At 73.7% G+C, this 17,551-nt stretch carries 11 protein-coding genes, 1 tRNA gene and 2 pseudogenes; 10 read left to right on the forward strand and 4 right to left on the reverse strand.

What is annotated here, in order from left to right:
• Window positions 1-11: 11 nt before the first annotated feature.
• Together IG74_RS0117055 and IG74_RS0117060 are read right to left on the reverse strand one after the other, a co-directional pair.
• Window positions 12-656 carry an ATP-binding protein gene (locus tag IG74_RS0117055; RefSeq protein ID WP_078868822.1) on the reverse strand — a complete coding sequence of 215 codons (645 nt, stop codon included), beginning with the start codon at window positions 654-656 and terminating at the stop codon, window positions 12-14.
• Window positions 657-709: 53 nt separating this feature from the next.
• Window positions 710-1,543, reverse strand: a complete 834-nt coding sequence (locus IG74_RS0117060; RefSeq protein WP_030677116.1) for a glycerophosphodiester phosphodiesterase — start codon at window positions 1,541-1,543, stop codon at window positions 710-712.
• 408 nt (window positions 1,544-1,951) lie between these two features.
• Between IG74_RS0117060 and IG74_RS0117065 the strand changes: the two genes are divergently transcribed.
• The 3 genes from IG74_RS0117065 (at window position 1,952) to IG74_RS52105 (ending at window position 4,352) form a co-directional block, all read left to right on the forward strand.
• Window positions 1,952-3,541 (forward strand): S1C family serine protease, encoded by a 1,590-nt coding sequence (locus IG74_RS0117065; protein WP_030677118.1) that lies wholly within the window; start codon window positions 1,952-1,954, stop codon window positions 3,539-3,541.
• A gap of 53 nt (window positions 3,542-3,594) precedes the next feature.
• Window positions 3,595-3,679, forward strand: a tRNA-Ser gene (locus tag IG74_RS0117070).
• A 334-nt stretch (window positions 3,680-4,013) separates the two neighbouring features.
• Window positions 4,014-4,352: a hypothetical protein gene (locus IG74_RS52105; protein ID WP_158857647.1), complete on the forward strand. Its 339-nt coding sequence runs from the start codon at window positions 4,014-4,016 to the stop codon at window positions 4,350-4,352.
• A gap of 326 nt (window positions 4,353-4,678) precedes the next feature.
• Here the strand turns inward: IG74_RS52105 and IG74_RS0117075 are convergent, their stop codons facing one another.
• Entirely contained in the window at window positions 4,679-5,512 is an 834-nt protein-coding gene (locus IG74_RS0117075) for a bifunctional DNA primase/polymerase (protein WP_051854965.1), read from the reverse strand.
• A gap of 662 nt (window positions 5,513-6,174) precedes the next feature.
• On the opposite strand from IG74_RS0117075, the gene IG74_RS0117080 reads away from it, so the two are divergent.
• The 7 genes and pseudogenes from IG74_RS0117080 (at window position 6,175) to IG74_RS51015 (ending at window position 13,257) form a co-directional block, all read left to right on the forward strand.
• Window positions 6,175-6,486: a hypothetical protein gene (locus IG74_RS0117080; protein ID WP_030677121.1), complete on the forward strand. Its 312-nt coding sequence runs from the start codon at window positions 6,175-6,177 to the stop codon at window positions 6,484-6,486.
• A 279-nt stretch (window positions 6,487-6,765) separates the two neighbouring features.
• Complete coding sequence (locus IG74_RS0117085) at window positions 6,766-7,842, forward strand: bifunctional MaoC family dehydratase N-terminal/OB-fold nucleic acid binding domain-containing protein (RefSeq protein WP_420709903.1); 1,077 nt, start codon at window positions 6,766-6,768, stop codon at window positions 7,840-7,842.
• 89 nt (window positions 7,843-7,931) lie between these two features.
• Window positions 7,932-8,333 (forward strand): annotated as a pseudogene (locus IG74_RS45920) (MaoC family dehydratase); the annotation flags it as partial.
• Window positions 8,334-8,524: 191 nt separating this feature from the next.
• Complete coding sequence (locus IG74_RS0117095; RefSeq protein ID WP_030677127.1) at window positions 8,525-9,691, forward strand: lipid-transfer protein; 1,167 nt, start codon at window positions 8,525-8,527, stop codon at window positions 9,689-9,691.
• A gap of 51 nt (window positions 9,692-9,742) precedes the next feature.
• Window positions 9,743-10,615 carry a DUF1906 domain-containing protein gene (locus IG74_RS0117100; protein WP_030677129.1) on the forward strand — a complete coding sequence of 291 codons (873 nt, stop codon included), beginning with the start codon at window positions 9,743-9,745 and terminating at the stop codon, window positions 10,613-10,615.
• A gap of 183 nt (window positions 10,616-10,798) precedes the next feature.
• Window positions 10,799-11,362 (forward strand): SigE family RNA polymerase sigma factor, encoded by a 564-nt coding sequence (locus IG74_RS0117105; RefSeq protein ID WP_030677132.1) that lies wholly within the window; start codon window positions 10,799-10,801, stop codon window positions 11,360-11,362.
• A gap of 245 nt (window positions 11,363-11,607) precedes the next feature.
• Complete coding sequence (locus IG74_RS51015) at window positions 11,608-13,257, forward strand: long-chain fatty acid--CoA ligase (protein ID WP_030677133.1); 1,650 nt, start codon at window positions 11,608-11,610, stop codon at window positions 13,255-13,257.
• Between the two features lie 48 nt (window positions 13,258-13,305).
• On the opposite strand, the pseudogene IG74_RS49405 reads toward IG74_RS51015, so the two are convergent.
• Window positions 13,306-17,460 (reverse strand): annotated as a pseudogene (locus tag IG74_RS49405) (PAS domain-containing protein); the annotation flags it as partial.
• Window positions 17,461-17,551 lie beyond the last annotated feature (91 nt).

Below are 17,551 nucleotides of genomic sequence, written 5' to 3' on the forward strand. Positions count from 1 at the left end.
GTACGGGTCCGTCAGTCCACGTCGTCGAAGGGGTCCGTGAAGCCAAGGTCGGCTATCGCGGAGGCCGACGGCGCGGCGACGCGCGTAGCGAAGTCCTCGGAGCGGTGCCCGGCGTGCACGAGGGCCCAGACCGTGACCTCGCCGCGGGCGTCGTCCCGCACCCCCCAGGCCTCGGCGAGTGCGGTGATGATGTTCAGCCCGCGGCCGCCGTGGGCGGTGACCGACGGGGTGGCCGGAACCGGGCGGGTCGGGCCGCCGCCGTCCGTCACCTCGACCGTCAGGCGTCCCGCCTTGTCGACCTGCCAGGCGGCGCGCACGTCTCCGTCGCCGCTGCCGTCACTGTCCTTCGGGCTGTCGTGCAGCCCGCTGCCCAGCGGTCTGCCGTGCCGGCAGGCGTTGCTGAGCAGTTCGGAAAGGATCAGTACGGCGTCGTCGATGACCGACTCCGACACCCCGCTGACGCGAAGCTGATCGCGCATCCGGTGTCTGGCTTTCCCCACGCCCGCAGGACCATGGGGTACGGCCATGCTCGACGACGTGGGCACTTCCCGTGCCACCACAAACGCCACCCCCGAGACCTCCTTTGCCCCACGCCACGGAGTGGATGCCCCAATGGACTGGACCGGAAACCGGCCAACACCTGGATGGTGACGCACTCGTCACGATCGAATACGGACCGAACGCGCCGGTGCACTCCCCGTAACGAAAGTTAGTCGCGGCCCAGTTGGGACAGAACCTGCTTCGGGCGGTTGGTGATGATGGCGTCGACGCCCAGACGGGCGCAGAGTTCGACGTCCTGGGGCTCGTTCACGGTCCACACGTGGACCTGGTGCCCCGCGCGCTTGAGCTTGGCGACGTATCCGGGGTGGCTGCGGATGATCCGCATGCTCGGTCCCGCGATGCGCACACCCTGGGGCAGCCGTCCGTCGCGGTGGCGCGGCGAGACGAACTGCATCAGATAGACGGTCGGCAGGGTCGGCGAAGCGGCCCGCACGCGTTGCAGCGAACGCGCCGAGAAGCTCATCACGCGGACCGGCGAGTGCTCCTCCGGAGAGGGCGCGTCCAGACCGAAGCGCTTCAGGAGGTGCAGCAGCCGCTCCTCGACCTGGCCCGCCCAGCGCGTGGGGTGCTTGGTCTCGATGGCGAGCTGGACGCGACGCCCGGAGGCGTGGTTTTCGGCCACGAGCTCCAGGAGGCGCTCCAGGGTGAGGACCGAGGTGTCCTCCGGAGCCGGTCCCTCCTCCCAGTCGGGGTCCTCGGCGTACGGGCCCTGCTCGCGGTTCTTCCAGGAGCCGAAGTCGAGCGCGGCCAGCTCGGCGAGCTCAAGGGCCGAGACGGCGCCGCGGCCGTTCGACGTGCGGTTGACGCGGCGGTCGTGGACGCAGACGAGGTGCCCGTCCGCGGTGAGCCGGACGTCGCATTCGAGGGCGTCCGCGCCGTCCTCGACGGCCTTCTTGTAGGCGGCCAGTGTGTGCTCCGGGGCGTCCTCGGAGGCCCCTCGGTGGGCGACGACCTGGATGAGGTGCTGTCGTGCGTGGGTCACCGCGTCATGGTGCCACCGTCCGGGGGCGGGGGCCCGCGGGGGCGGGGGCGGACGGGTCGGCTCTGGTCGGCTCTGGTCGGGGTGGGCCGGGGCGCGGCCTTTCTCAGCTTCCTCTCACGTTGCCTTCAGCTGGCTCTGTGACTCGGCTGTGAACCTTCGGATGAGCTTTCCGGAGCGCCCGGGGGCCTTCGGAGGGTGCACGAGGCCTTCCGGAGCCTTCCGAAGCTTTCCGAATGTGGCGGTTTCGCCCGCCGTGAACGCACAGCGTCGGCTTATGGTGACCTGACAGCCCATGGGAAAAGCTGACTGGGACAACTGAACGGTTGACCGGGTGTCCGACCTGTGCCGCCCCGGGCCGATCTCTGGCCGTGACCGAGTACGACAGCGTGGACCGAGGAGAAGAAAGCTGTGAGCACCGAGAACGAGGGCACTGAGGTCCCCCCGGCCCCGTCCGCACCTCCCGTGCCGGTGGACACTCCCGCTGCTCCCGCCCCCACCGCCGCCACGCCGCCCGGCCCTCCTGGACCGGAGGCGTCCGCGAGGCCGGAGCCCGAGCACGCGCCGCGGGACACCGCGCCCGCGCCGGAGCCGGCCCCGGCGCAGCCGCAGGCCCCCGCCGCGCCGCCAGCGCCCGCGCCCCAGGTCCCCGACCCGTACGCACACACGACGGGCACGCACACCACGGGCACGCACGCGACGGCCGCGCACCCCGCCGCGCACGCCCAGGCCCCGGCTCCCGCGTCCGTGGCCGCGTCCGGCGGCTCCTGGCCGCCGCCCCCGCCGCCCGCCGTGCCGTCGTACGCGCAGGGCGGAGGCTCCGGCTGGGGCACCTCCTGGACGGCCGAGCAGCCGTCGGCTCCCAAGCCGGGCGGTCGCCGTCGCGGCGGCCTGGTCGCGGCCGTGCTCGCGGCGGCCCTCGTCGCGGGCGGCGTGGGCGGCGGCATCGGCTACTGGGCGGCGGAGCGCAACGACGACAACAGCACGGACTCCACGACAGTCTCCGCGTCGGACGCCCCGGCCGACCTCAAGCGCGAGCCCGGCTCGGTCGCCGGCATCGCGGGCAAGGCGCTGCCGAGCGTGGTCACCCTGGAGGCCCAGAGCGGCAGCGGCGAGGGCGGCACGGGCACCGGCTTCGTGTACGACAAGGAAGGCCACATCCTCACCAACAACCACGTGGTGGCGTCGGCCGCCGAGGGCGGCAAGCTGTCGGCCACGTTCTCGAACGGCAAGAAGTACGACGCCGAAGTGGTCGGCCGCGCGCAGGGGTACGACGTGGCGGTCATCAAGCTCAAGAACAAGCCGTCGAACCTGCGTCCGCTCCCGCTCGCCGACTCCGACAAGGTCGCCGTCGGCGACTCCACCATCGCGATCGGGGCCCCCTTCGGCCTGTCCAACACGGTCACGACGGGCATCGTCAGCGCCAAGAACCGCCCGGTGACGTCCAGCGACGGCGCCAGCAGCAAGAGCTCGTACATGAGCGCCCTGCAGACCGACGCCTCCATCAACCCGGGCAACTCCGGCGGCCCCCTCCTGGACGCGGGCGGCGCCGTCATCGGCATCAACTCCGCCATCAAGCCCGCCGACAGCGGCGGCGGCCTCGGCGGCGGCCAGTCCGGCTCCATCGGCCTCGGCTTCGCCATCCCGGTGAACCAGGCGAAGAACGTGGCGCAGCAGTTGATCAAGACCGGCCAGGCCACGTACCCGATGATCGGCGCCTCGGTCTCCCTTGCCGACGCCTCGGGCGGCGCGGTGATCTCCGACCGCGGCGCCACCGGTTCGGGCCCCGCGGTCGAGCCGAACGGCCCCGCGGCCAAGGCGGGCCTGAAGTCCGGTGACGTCATCACGAAGCTCGACGACACGGTCATCGACAGCGGCCCGACCCTCATCGGCCAGATCTGGACCCACAAGCCCGGCGACACCGTCAAGATCACCTACGAGCGCGACGGCAAGGAGCGCACGGCCGACGTGACCTTGGGCGAGCGCAAGGGCGACAGCTGACCCGCTACTCTTGACCCCGCGCAAGCCCGCCCGATCACACGGCGGCAGCGCGGGGTGGGTTGCCCGAGCGGCCTAAGGGAACGGTCTTGAAAACCGTCGTGGCGCGAGTCACCGTGGGTTCAAATCCCACACCCACCGCGGCAAGTCAGCGCATGCGCTGGTGAGAAGGGGCGTTCCGGTTTCGGAGCGCCCCTTCGCGTGAACAGGCCCTGTCGCCGGGAGCTTTGGGTCCGCGGGCGAGGGCGCCCGATGCTCGTACCGGAGTGGGCGCACTCAGTCTGGTACCGCGTCTCGTCTTCCGCCCCGACTCGGGCGGTCCTACTCTCGGTGATGTAGTCGGCTGCCTGCGACGCAGGCGCCCTTGCGGTCCCAGTCCCCGGCCGTGTCAGGTACGCGCCTCCCCTTGAGGGCAGAGGGGTACCGCACCTACGAATCTCGCGTCCCGTTGAGTTCCCCTGAGGGCTGAGCGTCCATGACTGACGGAATCCGCAGGGCAGGCTTCGGGAATCAAGCCTTCGTAGTGATCGACCCGCAATGGCGTCCCGTACGGGAGCGGGCGGAGGACGTCCGGGACCGTGCCTACGAACTGGTGGACACGGCTCGGCGGCTGGTCGAGGAACGCCGTCGCCTGCTGGAGGAGAGTCATCGTCTGAGGCGCCGACGAGCCCGTCCCGCGGGGAGCGGTCCGCCGTGCGACGTGCGTGATCAAGAGCTGGTGCGGCCGGACCTCGCCGCGGTGGTCTCGCTGCGCGGGAGCGCGGTGTCGGTCAGACGCAGACGTCAGGTGCGCGATGCGCAGGGCGCCGACTGATGGTCGGCCGGAGCCGCGCCGACGGCAGCGCGCACGGCTCCGGCCCTGCCCTTCCGGCCTGTTCCGACCGGGGTCTTCTCCCGCAGGCCCCGGCGCCTGAAGGGCGACCGCGCCGATGCCGTGGTGGGGAGCCGCGGCATCGGCGCTCACGCGGCCGTCGCCGGTACCAGCGCCCACGCCCCGGCGGCGGCCGTCACGCATCCACTCCCGCAGCTTCATTGAAATGCGCGTCGGCGCCCATGAGAAGACGCGTGCTGCAAGATTCCCTCCGTTGTGCCTTGGGGCCGGGTGAGCGCCACGTACGCGTGGGGCACGCGCGCGTGGGGTCAGGCGTGGCCGGTCAGACGGGCCGCTGAGGCGATGGTGGAGCGGGCCTCCCGGAGGGTGAGCCCGACGCGCAGGGCCGCTTCGGTGAGGGGGCCGGTGAGGGCTTCGCCGAGGCCGTTCTCGTAGGCGCGGCAAGCGGCCCAGAACAGGCGGGTGTTGCGCTGCCCCTCGTGCGCGGCGAGGACGAACTGGACCAGGCCCTGGCCCTGTTGGACGGCCGCGCGCGGGGGTGCCGTCGCCGGGCGTCGGCGCAGCGGGGGCACGAGCAGCCGCAGGAGGGCCTCGGGGCACGCGGCCGGGGGCAGGTGGGCGGTGCCCGGCACGGTGCTGTACACGCCCTGCTCGGTGCGCGAGCCGGGGCCGACCAGATAGCCGCCCGCGCCGCGGATGTCGATGCCGGGGGCCAGGCGGCCGGCCGAGTTGGGCACGACGACGTCCGGTGGCCCGGACAGCCAGACGTGGCGGCCGCCGCTGGGGGTGGTGACGACGACCGTCTCCGGGATGGTGAACAGGTGCCGCAGCGCCAGCTCGCGCAGCGCGGCCGGGGCGTCGGCGCCGGTCTTGGTGTCCAGGTCGATGCCGATCAGGTGGTACGGCGGCAGGCCGCAGGCGATGCCGTAGCCCGAGGCCCAGGGAGCGGCGGCGAACAGCTCGCGGATGCGCACCGGGTCGGTGGACGCGTCGTACACGCCGTGCCCCGGGCGCCCGCACTCGCCGTGGCACGGCGAGGGGTGCGGGTCGTCGTGGTGCGGCGAGCGCAGCGCGGGGAGCTTGCCGCGGGACAGGGGGATGACGGCGAGCCCCCGCTCGGCGGCCGACAGGGCGTGGGCCAGCGCGAGCGTGGCGGTGTGGCGTTCGGCGGGGTGACGTGCCCGCGCGCGGGGTGCCTGGTCGTGGGCGCGCGGTGCCGGGGCCCGTGCTTCGTGGCCGGACGGATCGCGGCCGGACGGATCGCGGGCCCACGGATCGTGGGCGGCCGGTTGCTCGGCGGCGGGTTGTTCGGCGGCCGGTTCGTGGAGGCCGTCGTGAGTGGGGCGGTCGTCGGCATGACGGTCGTCGGCTTCGCGGTCGTCTGCTTCGTGGTCGTCTGCTTCGCGGTCATCGGCATGGCGGTCGCTGGGGGCCATGACTTCAGTTTCGTACTGACGTTCGATGAAGGGAAGAGGGGGAGGCCCGCGCGGCGGCCGAAGAGGGGCAGCGCCCCCTTTTGCCGGGGTTTTGGCGGAACGCTTCAGCCCGTGCGGCGTCTGGGATCAGCTGGGGCAAGGGTGCTGAGCTGGGGCGTTGATGGAGCGAAGCGGGTTTATCGACTTGTCCTCACGCTTGCGGGGGAATAGTGCCTTCCGGGGTAGTTCTGCGGGGATTCGGTGGGCAACTCTTGATGCGCGACGTCGTGCAGATGTCCAGGGCGGTCGGCCAACTGCCTTGGAACAAGCCGTATTTGAGGTGGGCCCGGCCGGGCCGGCGCCCACCACCCGTTCTGGAGGAAATAGACATGGCAAGCATCCGTACCGCCCGTGCCCTCGCCGCCGTCGCCGCCCTGCCGCTGGCCGCCGCCCTCTTCTCGGGTGTCGCGATGGCCGACAACGGCTCGTTCGCGGACAACGGATCGAACGCGGGTGTTGCGGTCGTCGACGGCAGCGGTGTCGGCGATGACAACAACGGCAACTCCTCGACCACCCAGCAGCAGGCGGTCGGCAACGGCGCCTCCAACCAGAGCAACACCGCTCAGGTGAACGGCTCCGCGTTCACGGAGATCGACCAGTCGAACGCCAACGTCGCCGTCAACTTCAGCGAACTGTGGTGAGCCGGGGCCTCGTTGGGGAGTGATCCTCGGGGCCTGCTCTGTGGGGTGATGTGACAGTTTGCGCGGCGGTGCCTCGGGCGTCGCCGCGCAGCTGCGTTCGCGGCCCAGTTCCCGCGGCACCTCCGCTCCGCGTCTTGACACCCGTACGAGAACTGACGGACAGTCAGAAATCAGCGCGTGGCGGCGGCGCATCCATGGGAACCGATGCGGCGGCTGCGGTGTACCGAATATGTCAGGAGCTCACGGGGGCGGTTGATCGGGGCGGCGGAGGGGACGACGGTGACGGGCAGCGCACGGAGCAGGGCGGAGACGGGGCCGGACGGATCCGACGGGTGGTACGGACGGCTGAAGGCGTACGAGGGCCGGTCCGCGGCCGAGTCCGGCCGCGGCAGGGACCCGGTCAACGCGCCGATGATCCGGCACTGGTGCGAGGCCCTCGGCGACACCAGTCCTGCGTACGAGGGGCCCGGCGCGATCGCCCCGCCGACCATGCTCCAGGCCTGGACGATGGGCGGACTCTCGGGCCACGCGGCCCGCTCCGACGCGTACGACGAGCTGCTGGCGCTGCTCGACGACGCCGGGTGCACCTCGGTGGTCGCCACCGACTGCGAGCAGGAGTATCTGCGCCCGCTGCGGCCCGGTGCCGAGATCACGTTCGACGCGGTGATCGAGTCGGTGTCGGACCGCAAGACGACCAAGCTCGGCGCGGGGTATTTCGTGACGACCCGGATGGACGTCCACGCGGACGGGGAGCTCGCGGGCACGCACCGCTTCCGGATCCTCAAGTACCGCCCCGCGAGGCGGAGACCGACGGCCCCGGCCGCCGCCCGGACGCCGGACGCGGACGCGGCCACCCGCCCCCGCCCGGTGGTGAACAGGGACAACGCCGGGTTCTGGGAGGGCGTGGCCCGGCACCGGCTGCTCATCCAGCGCTGCGGGGGCTGCGGCACGCTCCGCTTCCCCTGGCTGCCGGGCTGCGGTGCCTGCGGCTCCCCCGAGTGGGACACGGTCGAGGCGAGCGGCGAGGGCACGGTCTATTCGTACGTGGTGATGCACCACCCTCCGTTCCCCGCCTTCACGGCGTCGGACGGGGCTTCCGGAGGGGCCGCCGGCGGGGCTGGTCCGTACGCGGTGGTGCTCGTCGAGCTCGCTGAGGGCGTGCGGATCATCAGCAATGTGGTGGGCGTGCCGTACCGGGCCGTGCGGATCGGGATGCCGGTGCGGCTGGAGTTCCAGCGGGTGGACGAGGACTTGGAGCTGCCGGTGTTCCGGGTCCTGGAGGGGGCGGTCGTGGAGGCGGCGGGTGTTGCGGCCGTGGCAGCCGTGGCCGTGCCGGAAGGGGGTGCGGGCCGATGAGCCGCGCGGAGACGGGCCGTGCGGAGGGAGGCCGCGCGGGGGCGGGCCGCGCCGCAGGAGTGGGCCGCTTCCCGAAGGGCGCGGCCGCCGTGAAGGCCGGTGACGCGCTGCCGCCGCTGGAGATCCCGGTCACGCGCACACTGATCGTCGCGGGAGCCATCGCGTCCAGGGACTACCAGGACGTGCACCACGACGTGGAGCTCGCGAAGGAGAAGGGCTCCCCCGACATCTTCATGAACATCCTCACCACCAACGGCCTGGTGGGGCGCTACATCACCGACCACTTCGGACCGAGCGCCGTCCTCCGCACCGTGAGGATCAGGCTGGGCGCGCCCAACTACCCCGGGGACACGATGGTGTTGACGGGCTCGATAGAGGAGGTCGCCCGGACCCCGGAGGGCACCACGGCGACGGTCAGGGTCGTCGGCGCCAACGGCATAGGCAAGCACGTCACCGGCATGGTGACGGTGACCGTGCCCGCCGTGCCAGCCGTGCCAGCCGTGCCAGCCGCGCCCACCGTGCCCGCCGTGCCAGCCGCGCCCGCCGTGCCAGCCGCGCCCACCGTGCCGACCACGGCGGTCGAGGCGGACGGCACGGTCTCAGGCGGCACCGCCTCAGGCGGCACCGCCTCAGGTGGCGAGGCCTCAGCCGGCGAGGCCCCGACGGCGGCGGGAGGTGCGGCATGAGCGTGCGGACGCGGGACGACCTCGGCGGCAGGGCGGCGGTCGCCGGGATCGGCGCCACCGAGTTCTCCAAGGACTCCGGGCGCAGCGAGCTGACGCTGGCCGTGGAGGCGGTGCGGGCGGCGCTCGACGACGCGGGCCTCGCCCCGGCCGACGTCGACGGCCTGGTCACCTTCACGATGGACACCAGCCCGGAGATCACGGTCGCCCAGGCGGCGGGCATCGGCGAGCTCTCCTTCTTCTCCCGCGTGCACTACGGCGGCGGCGCGGCCTGCGCCACCGTGCAGCAGGCGGCGCTCGCGATAGCCGCGGGAGTGGCCGAAGTGGTCGTCTGCTACCGGGCGTTCAACGAGCGGTCCGGCCGCCGCTTCGGCGCCGGGGTGAGCCGTCGCGAGCCGTCGGCGGAGGGCGTGGCGCTCGGCTGGGCACTGCCGTTCGGGCTGCTCACCCCCGCGTCCTGGGTGGCGATGGCCGCGCAGCGCTATCTGCACGCCCATGGACTGACCCCGGAGGTCTTCGGCCACGTCGCGGTAACCGACCGGAAGTACGCGGCGACCAACCCGGCCGCGTACTTCCACGGCAGACCCATCACGCTGGAGGAGCACGCCGCCTCCCGCTGGATCGTGGAGCCGCTGCGGCTCCTGGACTGCTGCCAGGAGACGGACGGCGGGCAGGCCCTCGTCGTCACCAGCGTGGAGCGGGCCAGGGACCTGCCGAAGCCGCCCGCGGTGATCGCCGCCGCCGCGCAGGGCGCGGGCCGCGCCCAGGAGCAGATGACCAGCTACTACCGCGACGACCTCACGGGCCTGCCGGAAATGGGCGTCGTGGCACGGCAGTTGTGGCGCACCTCGGGGCTCGCCCCCGGTGATGTCGACGTCGGGATCCTCTACGACCACTTCACGCCGTTCGTGCTGATGCAGCTGGAGGAGTTCGGGTTCTGCGCGCCGGGCGAGGCGGCGGAGTTCGTCGCCAAGGAGCGGCTGCCGCTGAACACCCACGGCGGACAGCTGGGCGAGGCCTATCTCCACGGGATGAACGGCATAGCGGAGGCCGTGCGCCAGCTGCGCGGCACGGCGGTGAACCAGATACCCGGCGCCGGGCACGCCCTGGTCACGGCGGGCACCGGCGTCCCCACATCGGGGCTGATTCTGGCGGCGGACGGCTGAACGCGCGCGTGTCCCGGGCCCAGCACCCGCCCCGGCCCGTTCACTCGCCGTATGCGCCACCGGAAGACGATCACTGGCCTTGTCCTCGCCCTGTCCCTGGCGACGCTCGCCCTGGACACCTCGGCTCCCCTCGAGGGACCCGCGCGCCGGGCGGTCCCCGCGCACCCGGAGGGCCACGGCCCGGGCCGCCCCGGAGCGGCGGCGGAGCCCGATGTCTTCGAGGGCCGGGCCTTCGACACCTGTCTGACACCCCCGGCCGACACCATGCGGCGCTGGCTCGAATCGCCGTACCGCGCGGTGGGCGTCTACTACGCCGGGCGCGGCCGGGCCTGTCAGGACCAGCCGCAGCTGAGCCGGGCCTGGCTGACGGCGGTCGACGAGATGGGCTGGGGCGTGCTGCCGGTGTACGTCGGCTCGCAGTCCCCGTGCGTACGGGCCGGGAACAAGCAGCACGTCCGCATCGGAAGCGAGCCCGGACCCCAGGGCACCCGGGAGGGACACGACGCCGTCGTCAGGGCCGAGGCGCTCGGCATGGGACCGGACAGTCCGCTCTACCTGGACATGGAGGCGTACGCGCACCAGAACGAGAAATGCGCCACGGCCACGCTCGGCTTCGTACGGGCCTGGAGCCGCGAAGTGCGCAGCCACGGCTACGTACCGGGCTTCTACAGCAGTGCCGACTCCGGCGTAACGCACCTGGAGTCGGCGCGCCGGGCGGGGGTCGAGGACCTGCCGTCGATCATGTGGTTCGCCCGCTGGAACAACCGCCCCGACCTGTACGGCGAGCAGGCGCTGCCCTGGTCCGCCTGGCATCCGGCGCGCCGGATCCATCAGTACGCGGGCAACGTCACGGAGCGGTACGGCGGGCGCACCCTGCAGATCGACCGCAACCTGATGCACGCGCCGGTGGCCCGGCTCGGCTGAGCGGTGACGGGAGCGGAGCGGGCAAGCGGTTTCCGGTACCTCAGGGTCGAACCCTCAGGAGTGTGCTCCCCTTCCTCCACCTTCAGGAGGTGGGGCCACCTCCCCTCGTACAACCTGAGGCGGACATGGCTTCGGGACCTGCGGCCGATCCGCTGATGTAGGGGGCGCTTCTAGCGTGGAGCCATGACCGCATCCATGGTGTCCGTGTGCACCAGCGCATCGAAGGCCGCGACGCGGGGCGCGGGTCCTTCCGCCTACCCGTCGTTCGCCTCGTACGTCCGGGCCCGACAGCCCGTGCTGCTGCGCACCGCCCGCTCGCTGACGGCGAATCCGAGCGACGCCGAGGACCTGCTGCAGACGGCCCTGACCAAGACCTATGTGGCCTGGGACCGGATCGAGGACCACCGGGCGCTCGACGGGTATGTGCGCCGGGCCCTGCTGAACACGCGCACGTCGCAGTGGCGCAAGCGCAAGGTCGACGAGTTCGCCTGCGACGAGCTGCCCGAACCGGAGGCCGTGCCGGCCGGTGACCCGGCCGAGCAGCAGGCGCTGCACGACGCGATGTGGCGCGCGATCATGAAGCTGCCCGCGCGGCAGCGGGCCATGGTCGTCCTGCGCTACTACGAGGACCTGAGCGAGGCCCAGACGGCCGAGGTGCTCGGGGTGTCCATCGGCACGGTCAAGAGCGCGGTGTCGCGCGCGCTCGGCAAGCTCCGCGAGGACCCGGAGCTCACCCCGGTGCGCTGAGCGGCGGCCGCTGAGCAGTCGGCCGCCGTGGCGCAGGCCGCCGTAGCCCCGGGTGCCGGGTGCCGCGCTGTCGGGCGCGCTGTCGGCGGGGCACGCCGGGCGGGTGGCCGTCGTAGCTCAATTTGCCTTCTTGTGCGCTCGCGGTAGTGACATACCGCTCGGTATGCGGCGAGAATCTGGGGCTACCGCCAGGTAGAGCGCCGGGACCGCCCGGCCGCCTGCCGCCCGCCGACCGGGAGGACGCCGTGCTCAGCACCATGCAGGACGTACCGCTGACAGTGACCCGCATCCTCAACCACGGCACGACCGTGCACGGGACCTCGCAGGTCACCACCTGGACCGGCGACGGCGAGCCACAGCGCCGCAGCTTCCGGGAGATCGGTGCCCGCACCGCCCAGCTCGCCCACGCCCTGCGCGAGGACCTCGGGGTCGGCGAGGACGAACGCGTCGCGACCTTCATGTGGAACAACGCCGAGCACGTCGAGGCCTACTTCGCCGTGCCCTGCATGGGTGCCGTCCTGCACACCCTCAATCTGCGGCTGCCCGCCGACCAGCTCACCTGGATCGTGGGCCACGCGGCGGACCGCGTCATCATCGTCAACGGCTCCCTGCTCGGCCTGATCGCGCCGCTCCTGGACCGGATGCCGAGCGTCGAGCACCTCGTCGTCTCCGGCCCCGGCGACCGCTCCCTCGTCGACGGCGTGCGCGCCCGCGTCCACGAGTACGAGGACCTGATCGCGGACAGGCCGACCGCCTACGACTGGCCCGAGCTCGACGAACGCCGTGCCGCCGCCATGTGCTACACCTCCGGCACGACCGGCGACCCCAAGGGCGTCGTCTACTCCCACCGCTCCATCTACCTGCACTCCATGCAGGTCAACATGTCCCAGTCCATGGGCCTCACGGACGCCGACACCAGCCTCGTCGTCGTACCGCAGTTCCACGTCAACGCCTGGGGACTGCCGCACGCGACGTTCATGACGGGCGTCGGCATGCTGATGCCGGACCGCTTCCTCCAGCCCGCGCCGCTCGCCGAGATGATCGAGGCCGAGCGCCCCTCGCACGCCGCGGCCGTGCCCACCATCTGGCAGGGCCTGCTCGCCGAACTCACCGCGAACCCCCGTGACGTCAGCTGCATGCACCAGGTCACCATCGGCGGCGCGGCGTGTCCGCCCTCCCTGATGGAGGCCTTCGACCGGCTCGGGGTCCGGGTCTGCCACGCCTGGGGCATGACGGAGACCTCCCCGCTCGGCACGGTCTCGCGGCCGCCCGCGCACGCCGTGGGCACCGACGAGGAGTTCGCCTACCGCCTCACCCAGGGCCGCTTCCCCGCCGGGGTCGAGGGCCGCCTCATCGGCCCCGACGGCAGCAGGCTCCCCTGGGACGGTGAGTCCGCGGGCGAGCTGGAGGTCCGCGGCCCCTGGATCGCGGGCGCGTACTACGGCGGCGCGGGCGGCGAGGACATCAGGCCGGAGGACAAGTTCAGCGCCGACGGCTGGCTCAGGACCGGGGACGTCGGCGTCATCTCGGCGGACGGCTTCCTGACCCTCACCGACCGGGCGAAGGACGTCATCAAGTCCGGCGGAGAGTGGATCTCCTCCGTCGACCTGGAGAACGCCCTGATGTCGCATCCCGACGTCGCCGAGGCGGCCGTCGTCGCCGTCCCCGACGACAAGTGGGGCGAGCGCCCCCTGGCCACCGTCGTCCTCAAGGAGGAGGCCACCGCCGACTACGCGGCCCTGCGCGACTTCCTCGCCACCCGCGTCGCCAAGTGGCAGCTCCCGGAGCGCTGGGCCGTCGTCGCCGCGGTCCCGAAGACGAGCGTCGGCAAGTTCGACAAGAAGGTGCTGCGCAGGCAGTACGCGGCCGGAGAGCTGGACGTGACCCGGATCTGAGCCCGCCGCCCGCCGCCCTCGACCCCCTGGCCCCCGACCCCCTGGCCCGCGTCGGCGGCGTACCTGATGGAGGTCCATCACCACCAGGTTCGGCCGGGTCTGGGCGGCGAGCGTCACCGCGTCGGCGTCGCTCTCGGCCCGCGCGACCTGCATGCCGCGCCGCTCCAGGGTCGCGGTCAGGGCGAGGGCGATCTCCTCGTGCTCCTCGATGAGCAGGACCCGCGGCGGGTGCTGCTCGCTGTCGCGCGGCGCGAGGGCCTTCAGGAGCACGGCGGGGTCGGCGCCGTACGCCGCCTCGCGCGAGGCCTGGCCGAGCCCGGCCGTGACGAGCACCGGCACCTCGGCGGCGACGGCGGCCTGCCGCAGCGACTGCAGCGCGGTCCGGGTGATCGGGCCGGTCAGCGGGTCCACGAAGAGGGCCGCGGGGAACGCGGCGATCTGCGCGTCGACCTCCTCGCGCGAGTGCACGATGACGGGCCGGTAGCCGCGGTCGCTCAGGGCCTGCTGCGTGGTGACGTCGGGCGCGGGCCAGACGAGCAGCCGACGCGGGTTGTCCAGCGGCTCGGGCGGCAACTCGTCGTCCATGGGCTGCGGCTGGGGCCGGTTCGTCACCTCGACGGCGCCACCGGGGCCGTCCAGCGGCTCGGGGCCCTCGGCGGCGTTCTCGTCCGGAGCGCCGATCGCGTACGAGCGTCCGGTGCCCTCGGTGCCCGGCGAGAGCCGGGGCTGCGGCTTGGCCTGCGGCGCCTGCGGGTGCGGGCGCGCCGCGCTCTCCGGGCGCTCGTCGGCGCCCGGCTCGGGCGGCGTGCCCAGCTTGCGGCGGCGCCCCGAACCCCCCTGCGCGGGCTGCGCGGGGGCCTGCGGCGGCTTGGCCTGCGGCTGCTGTACGGGCGGCTGCGGCTGGCGCCCGAACGGCACGCCCTGGCCCAGCGTGCGCACGCTGATCGCGCGCCCCTGCGTCGAGTTCGGGTCGACGGGCGCGGCCTCGGCGGGCAGCGGCTGTGCGGCACGCGCGCGTGGATCACGTTCCGGCGGCAGGGCGGCCGAGGGCGTGCCGCCCGCGGGGGTCCCGTCGGCGGGCGTGCCGTCCGTGGGGACGCCCCCCGCCGGGGTGCCCGCGACGGGCACGGCCCGGGGCGGAGTCGTACCGCCCGCGGGGTCGGCCGCCGACGGGGCCTGCCGCGCGCGCCGACGCCCGGTCGGGGCCTGAGGGTGCGCCTGGGGGTGCGCCTGCGCGGGGAGCGCGGGAGACGGCTGTGCCTGCGCGGGGAGCGCGGGGGACTGCGTCGGGTGCGGCTGCGGCGGCGTGTGGTCGTCGGCGGGGTCCTGCGGCGCCACGGCGTGCTGCCCGGAGTCGTCCGGCCCCATGGGGTCGCCTTCCGGCGCGGGGGCGGGCCTGCCGCCCTGCGCCACGGCGCCGCGGGCCCGGCTCTGCGTGGGCACCCCGCCGCGCGCGGCGCCCTGCAAACCGGCCTGTACGCCCGCTGGAACGTTCACCGAGGCGCCGACCTGGGCGGGCCCCGCCTCCGTGGCGACAGCGCCGTGCGGATCCTGCTGGGCACCGGCCGAGCGCGCGCCTGCGAGCTGCCGCGCACCGCCCTGGGCGGCCTGTCCCGCGGCGTGTCCGGAGGCCTGGCCGTCGGCCTGCCCCGTGACCTGCTCGGCGCCGACCAGCGCCCCGCTGTCCGCGTCGCGGTCCGCCGCGGCCGGAGGCAGCGCGAACACACGGCTGTTGGACGCCTCTTCCGCCGCCGCCCGCTCCTGGGCAGCGGCCAGCGCGCGCCGGGCACGACGGCCTCCGGGGCGCGGTGCGTCAGGGGCGTCGCCCTGCCCGTCCCCGTACTCCGGAGCGGCCCCGGTCCCCGACGGCAGCGCCAACGCCTGCGGCTCGCCCGCCCGTCGGGCACGCCGCCCCGAAGGTCCCGCGTCGCCCTGGGGCGGCACCGGCTGGGACGGCACTCCCTGAGGAGGCACGGTCTGCCCGAGCGCCGCCGAACCGGCCGCGTGCTCGGCCGCCGTCATCACGGCACCCTCGGCGGGGCTCGGCCGTCCCCTGCGCCTACCGGTGCCTCCCGACGTGTCGCCGGACGTACCGGTCCCCGTGTCCCCGGGAGCGGGCGGGGCGAGCGGGGCGGGCTCCGCCGGGCCGTGCGCCACGGCACGCCGCCTGCGCCGCCCGGTGCCACCACCGGGACCGGCCTCCGCGGCACCGGGGGCCTCCGCGCCTCCGGTGTCATCGGAACCCGCCGCACCGGGAACGCCGCTGGGAGCACCACCGGGAACGCCGCTGTCCAGGAAGGAGTCCACCGAGGAGCGCCGCGCCCGTCGGCGCCCGCCCCCGGAGGGAGCGCCCGCCTGCTCGGGCACCACGGCACCGGTGCCCGCGGTGTCGCCGCCCTGCGCGGGGGCCTCGGGGGCGGCCGCCGGAGCCGTCCGCGAGGACACCTCCACGGAGGTCCCGGGAGTACCAGAAGTACCGGCAGCACTGGCAGTACCGGCAGCACCGGGAGCAACTCCGGAACCGTCCCCGACCGGCACTTCGAGTACGTACGCGCTGCCGCTCGTGCCCGGCACCTCGTGCGTCTGGAGCACGCCGCCGTGGGCCCGCACGATGCCCTGGACGACGGGCTCGTGGACGGGGTCGCCGCCGGTGTAGGGCCCGCGCACCTCGATGCGGACGACCTCGCCGCGCTGGGCCGCGGCGACGACGATCGTCGAGTCGACGTATCCGGCCGCGGCCTCGGGGCCGCCCGAAACCACGGCTCCCGCGCGCGTGTTGCCGGTGGCGTCGATTCCGGCCACGTCGGCGATCAGGTGCGCGAGGGCCGTCGCGAGCCGGTGCGCGTCCACCTGGACCGCGACCGGCGGCGCGTGCACGGCGAACTGGGCGCGGCCGGGCCCGATCAGCTCGACGGCCCCGTCGACGCCCGCCGCGACGACGGCGTCCAGCGGCACGACCGTGCGGGCCAGGTCCTCGTCGCCCGCCTCCAGGCGCTGGAAGCCCAGGACGTTGTCCACGAGGGTCGTCATGCGCGCGTACCCGGCCGACAGGTGGTGCAGGACCTGGTTGGCCTCGGGCCACAGCTGGCCCGCGTCGTCGGCGGCGAGGGCGGCCAGTTCGCGGCGCATCTCGTCGAGCGGCCCGCGCAGGGACCGGTCGAGGACGGCGACGAGCTGCTCGTGCCGGGCGGCGAGGGCGTCGTAGCGCTCCTGCTCCTGCTCGGCGAAGGCCTCGTAGCGGTCCTTCTCGCGCTCGGCGAGCGCCGCGTACCGCTCCTGCTCGGCCGCGAGTTCCTCCGCGCGGCGCTCCGCGGCCTCGCGCAGCTCCTCGGCGTGCTGGGCGAGCGCGGTCTCGTGCCGCTCGGCGAGCGCGTCGTACGGCCGCCGGTCGGTGAAGGTCATGACCGCGCCGACGAGCTGGTCGCCGTCGCGCACGGGTGCCGTCGTCAGGTCGACCGAGACCTTCTCGCCGCTCTTGGCCCACAGGACCTGGCCGCGCACGCGGTGCTTGCGCCCGGAGCGCAGCGTGTCCGCGAGCGGCGACTCGTCGTACGGGAAGGGCTCGCCGTCGGCGCGCGAGTGCAGGACCAGCGGGTGCAGTTCCTGCCCGCCGAGGTCGCTCGCGCGAAAGCCGAGTATCTGGGCGGCGGCGGGGTTGACCAGGACGACCCGGCCGTCGGTGTCCGTGCCGACGACGCCTTCGGCGGCGGCCCGCAGGATCATCTCGGTCTGCCGCTGCGAACGCGCCAGCTCGGCTTCCGTGTTGAGCGCCCCGGACAGGTCGCGGACGACGATCATCAGCATCTCGTCGCCGCTGTAGCTGGTGGAGCCGCCGTATCCGCCGTGGCCGTAGCGCTCGTCGTAGGCGTTCCTGCTGTCCTCGAGGCTGGAGCTGGTGACCTCGACGGGGAACTCGAATCCGTCCGTACGGCGGGCGATCATCCGCTTCGGCTTGGTCCGTCCGCGTTCGTCCGTGCTGTCCGGACGGCGCATGGAGCCGGGAATGAGCCGGGAGTCGAACTCCGGCAGCAGATCGAGCAGTCCGCGCCCCACGAGCGCGGTGCCGGGCGCCTCGAAGGCCTCGAGCGCGATGGCGTTCGCGTTCACGACGGTCCCGTTGGCGTTGACCAGCACCAGCGCGTCCGGGAGCGCGTCGAGTATGGCTGCGAGGCGAGCAGCGCCTCGGGATGGCCTGCTGCTCACGACGACGCTTCCTCCCTGGTTACCGCACCTTGCCGACCGCCCAGGCCATCTTGCCCCGCGGCCCGCGGCGTGTCACGGGAGGGAAGTCTAC

This window comes from Streptomyces sp. NRRL B-1347 (assembly GCF_000720325.1).
In the GTDB taxonomy this organism is placed as follows: domain Bacteria; phylum Actinomycetota; class Actinomycetes; order Streptomycetales; family Streptomycetaceae; genus Streptomyces.

What these genes read in the sequence shown, in the direction of transcription:
- IG74_RS0117095 (WP_030677127.1), top strand. Translation starts at nt 8,525, where the DNA reads ATGAGCGTGCGGACGCGGGACGACCTCGGCGGCAGGGCGGCGGTCGCC.
- IG74_RS0117105 (WP_030677132.1), top strand. Translation starts at nt 10,799, where the DNA reads ATGACCGCATCCATGGTGTCCGTGTGCACCAGCGCATCGAAGGCCGCG.
- IG74_RS52105 (WP_158857647.1), top strand. Translation starts at nt 4,014, where the DNA reads ATGACTGACGGAATCCGCAGGGCAGGCTTCGGGAATCAAGCCTTCGTA.
- IG74_RS0117080 (WP_030677121.1), top strand. Translation starts at nt 6,175, where the DNA reads ATGGCAAGCATCCGTACCGCCCGTGCCCTCGCCGCCGTCGCCGCCCTG.
- IG74_RS0117100 (WP_030677129.1), top strand. Translation starts at nt 9,743, where the DNA reads ATGCGCCACCGGAAGACGATCACTGGCCTTGTCCTCGCCCTGTCCCTG.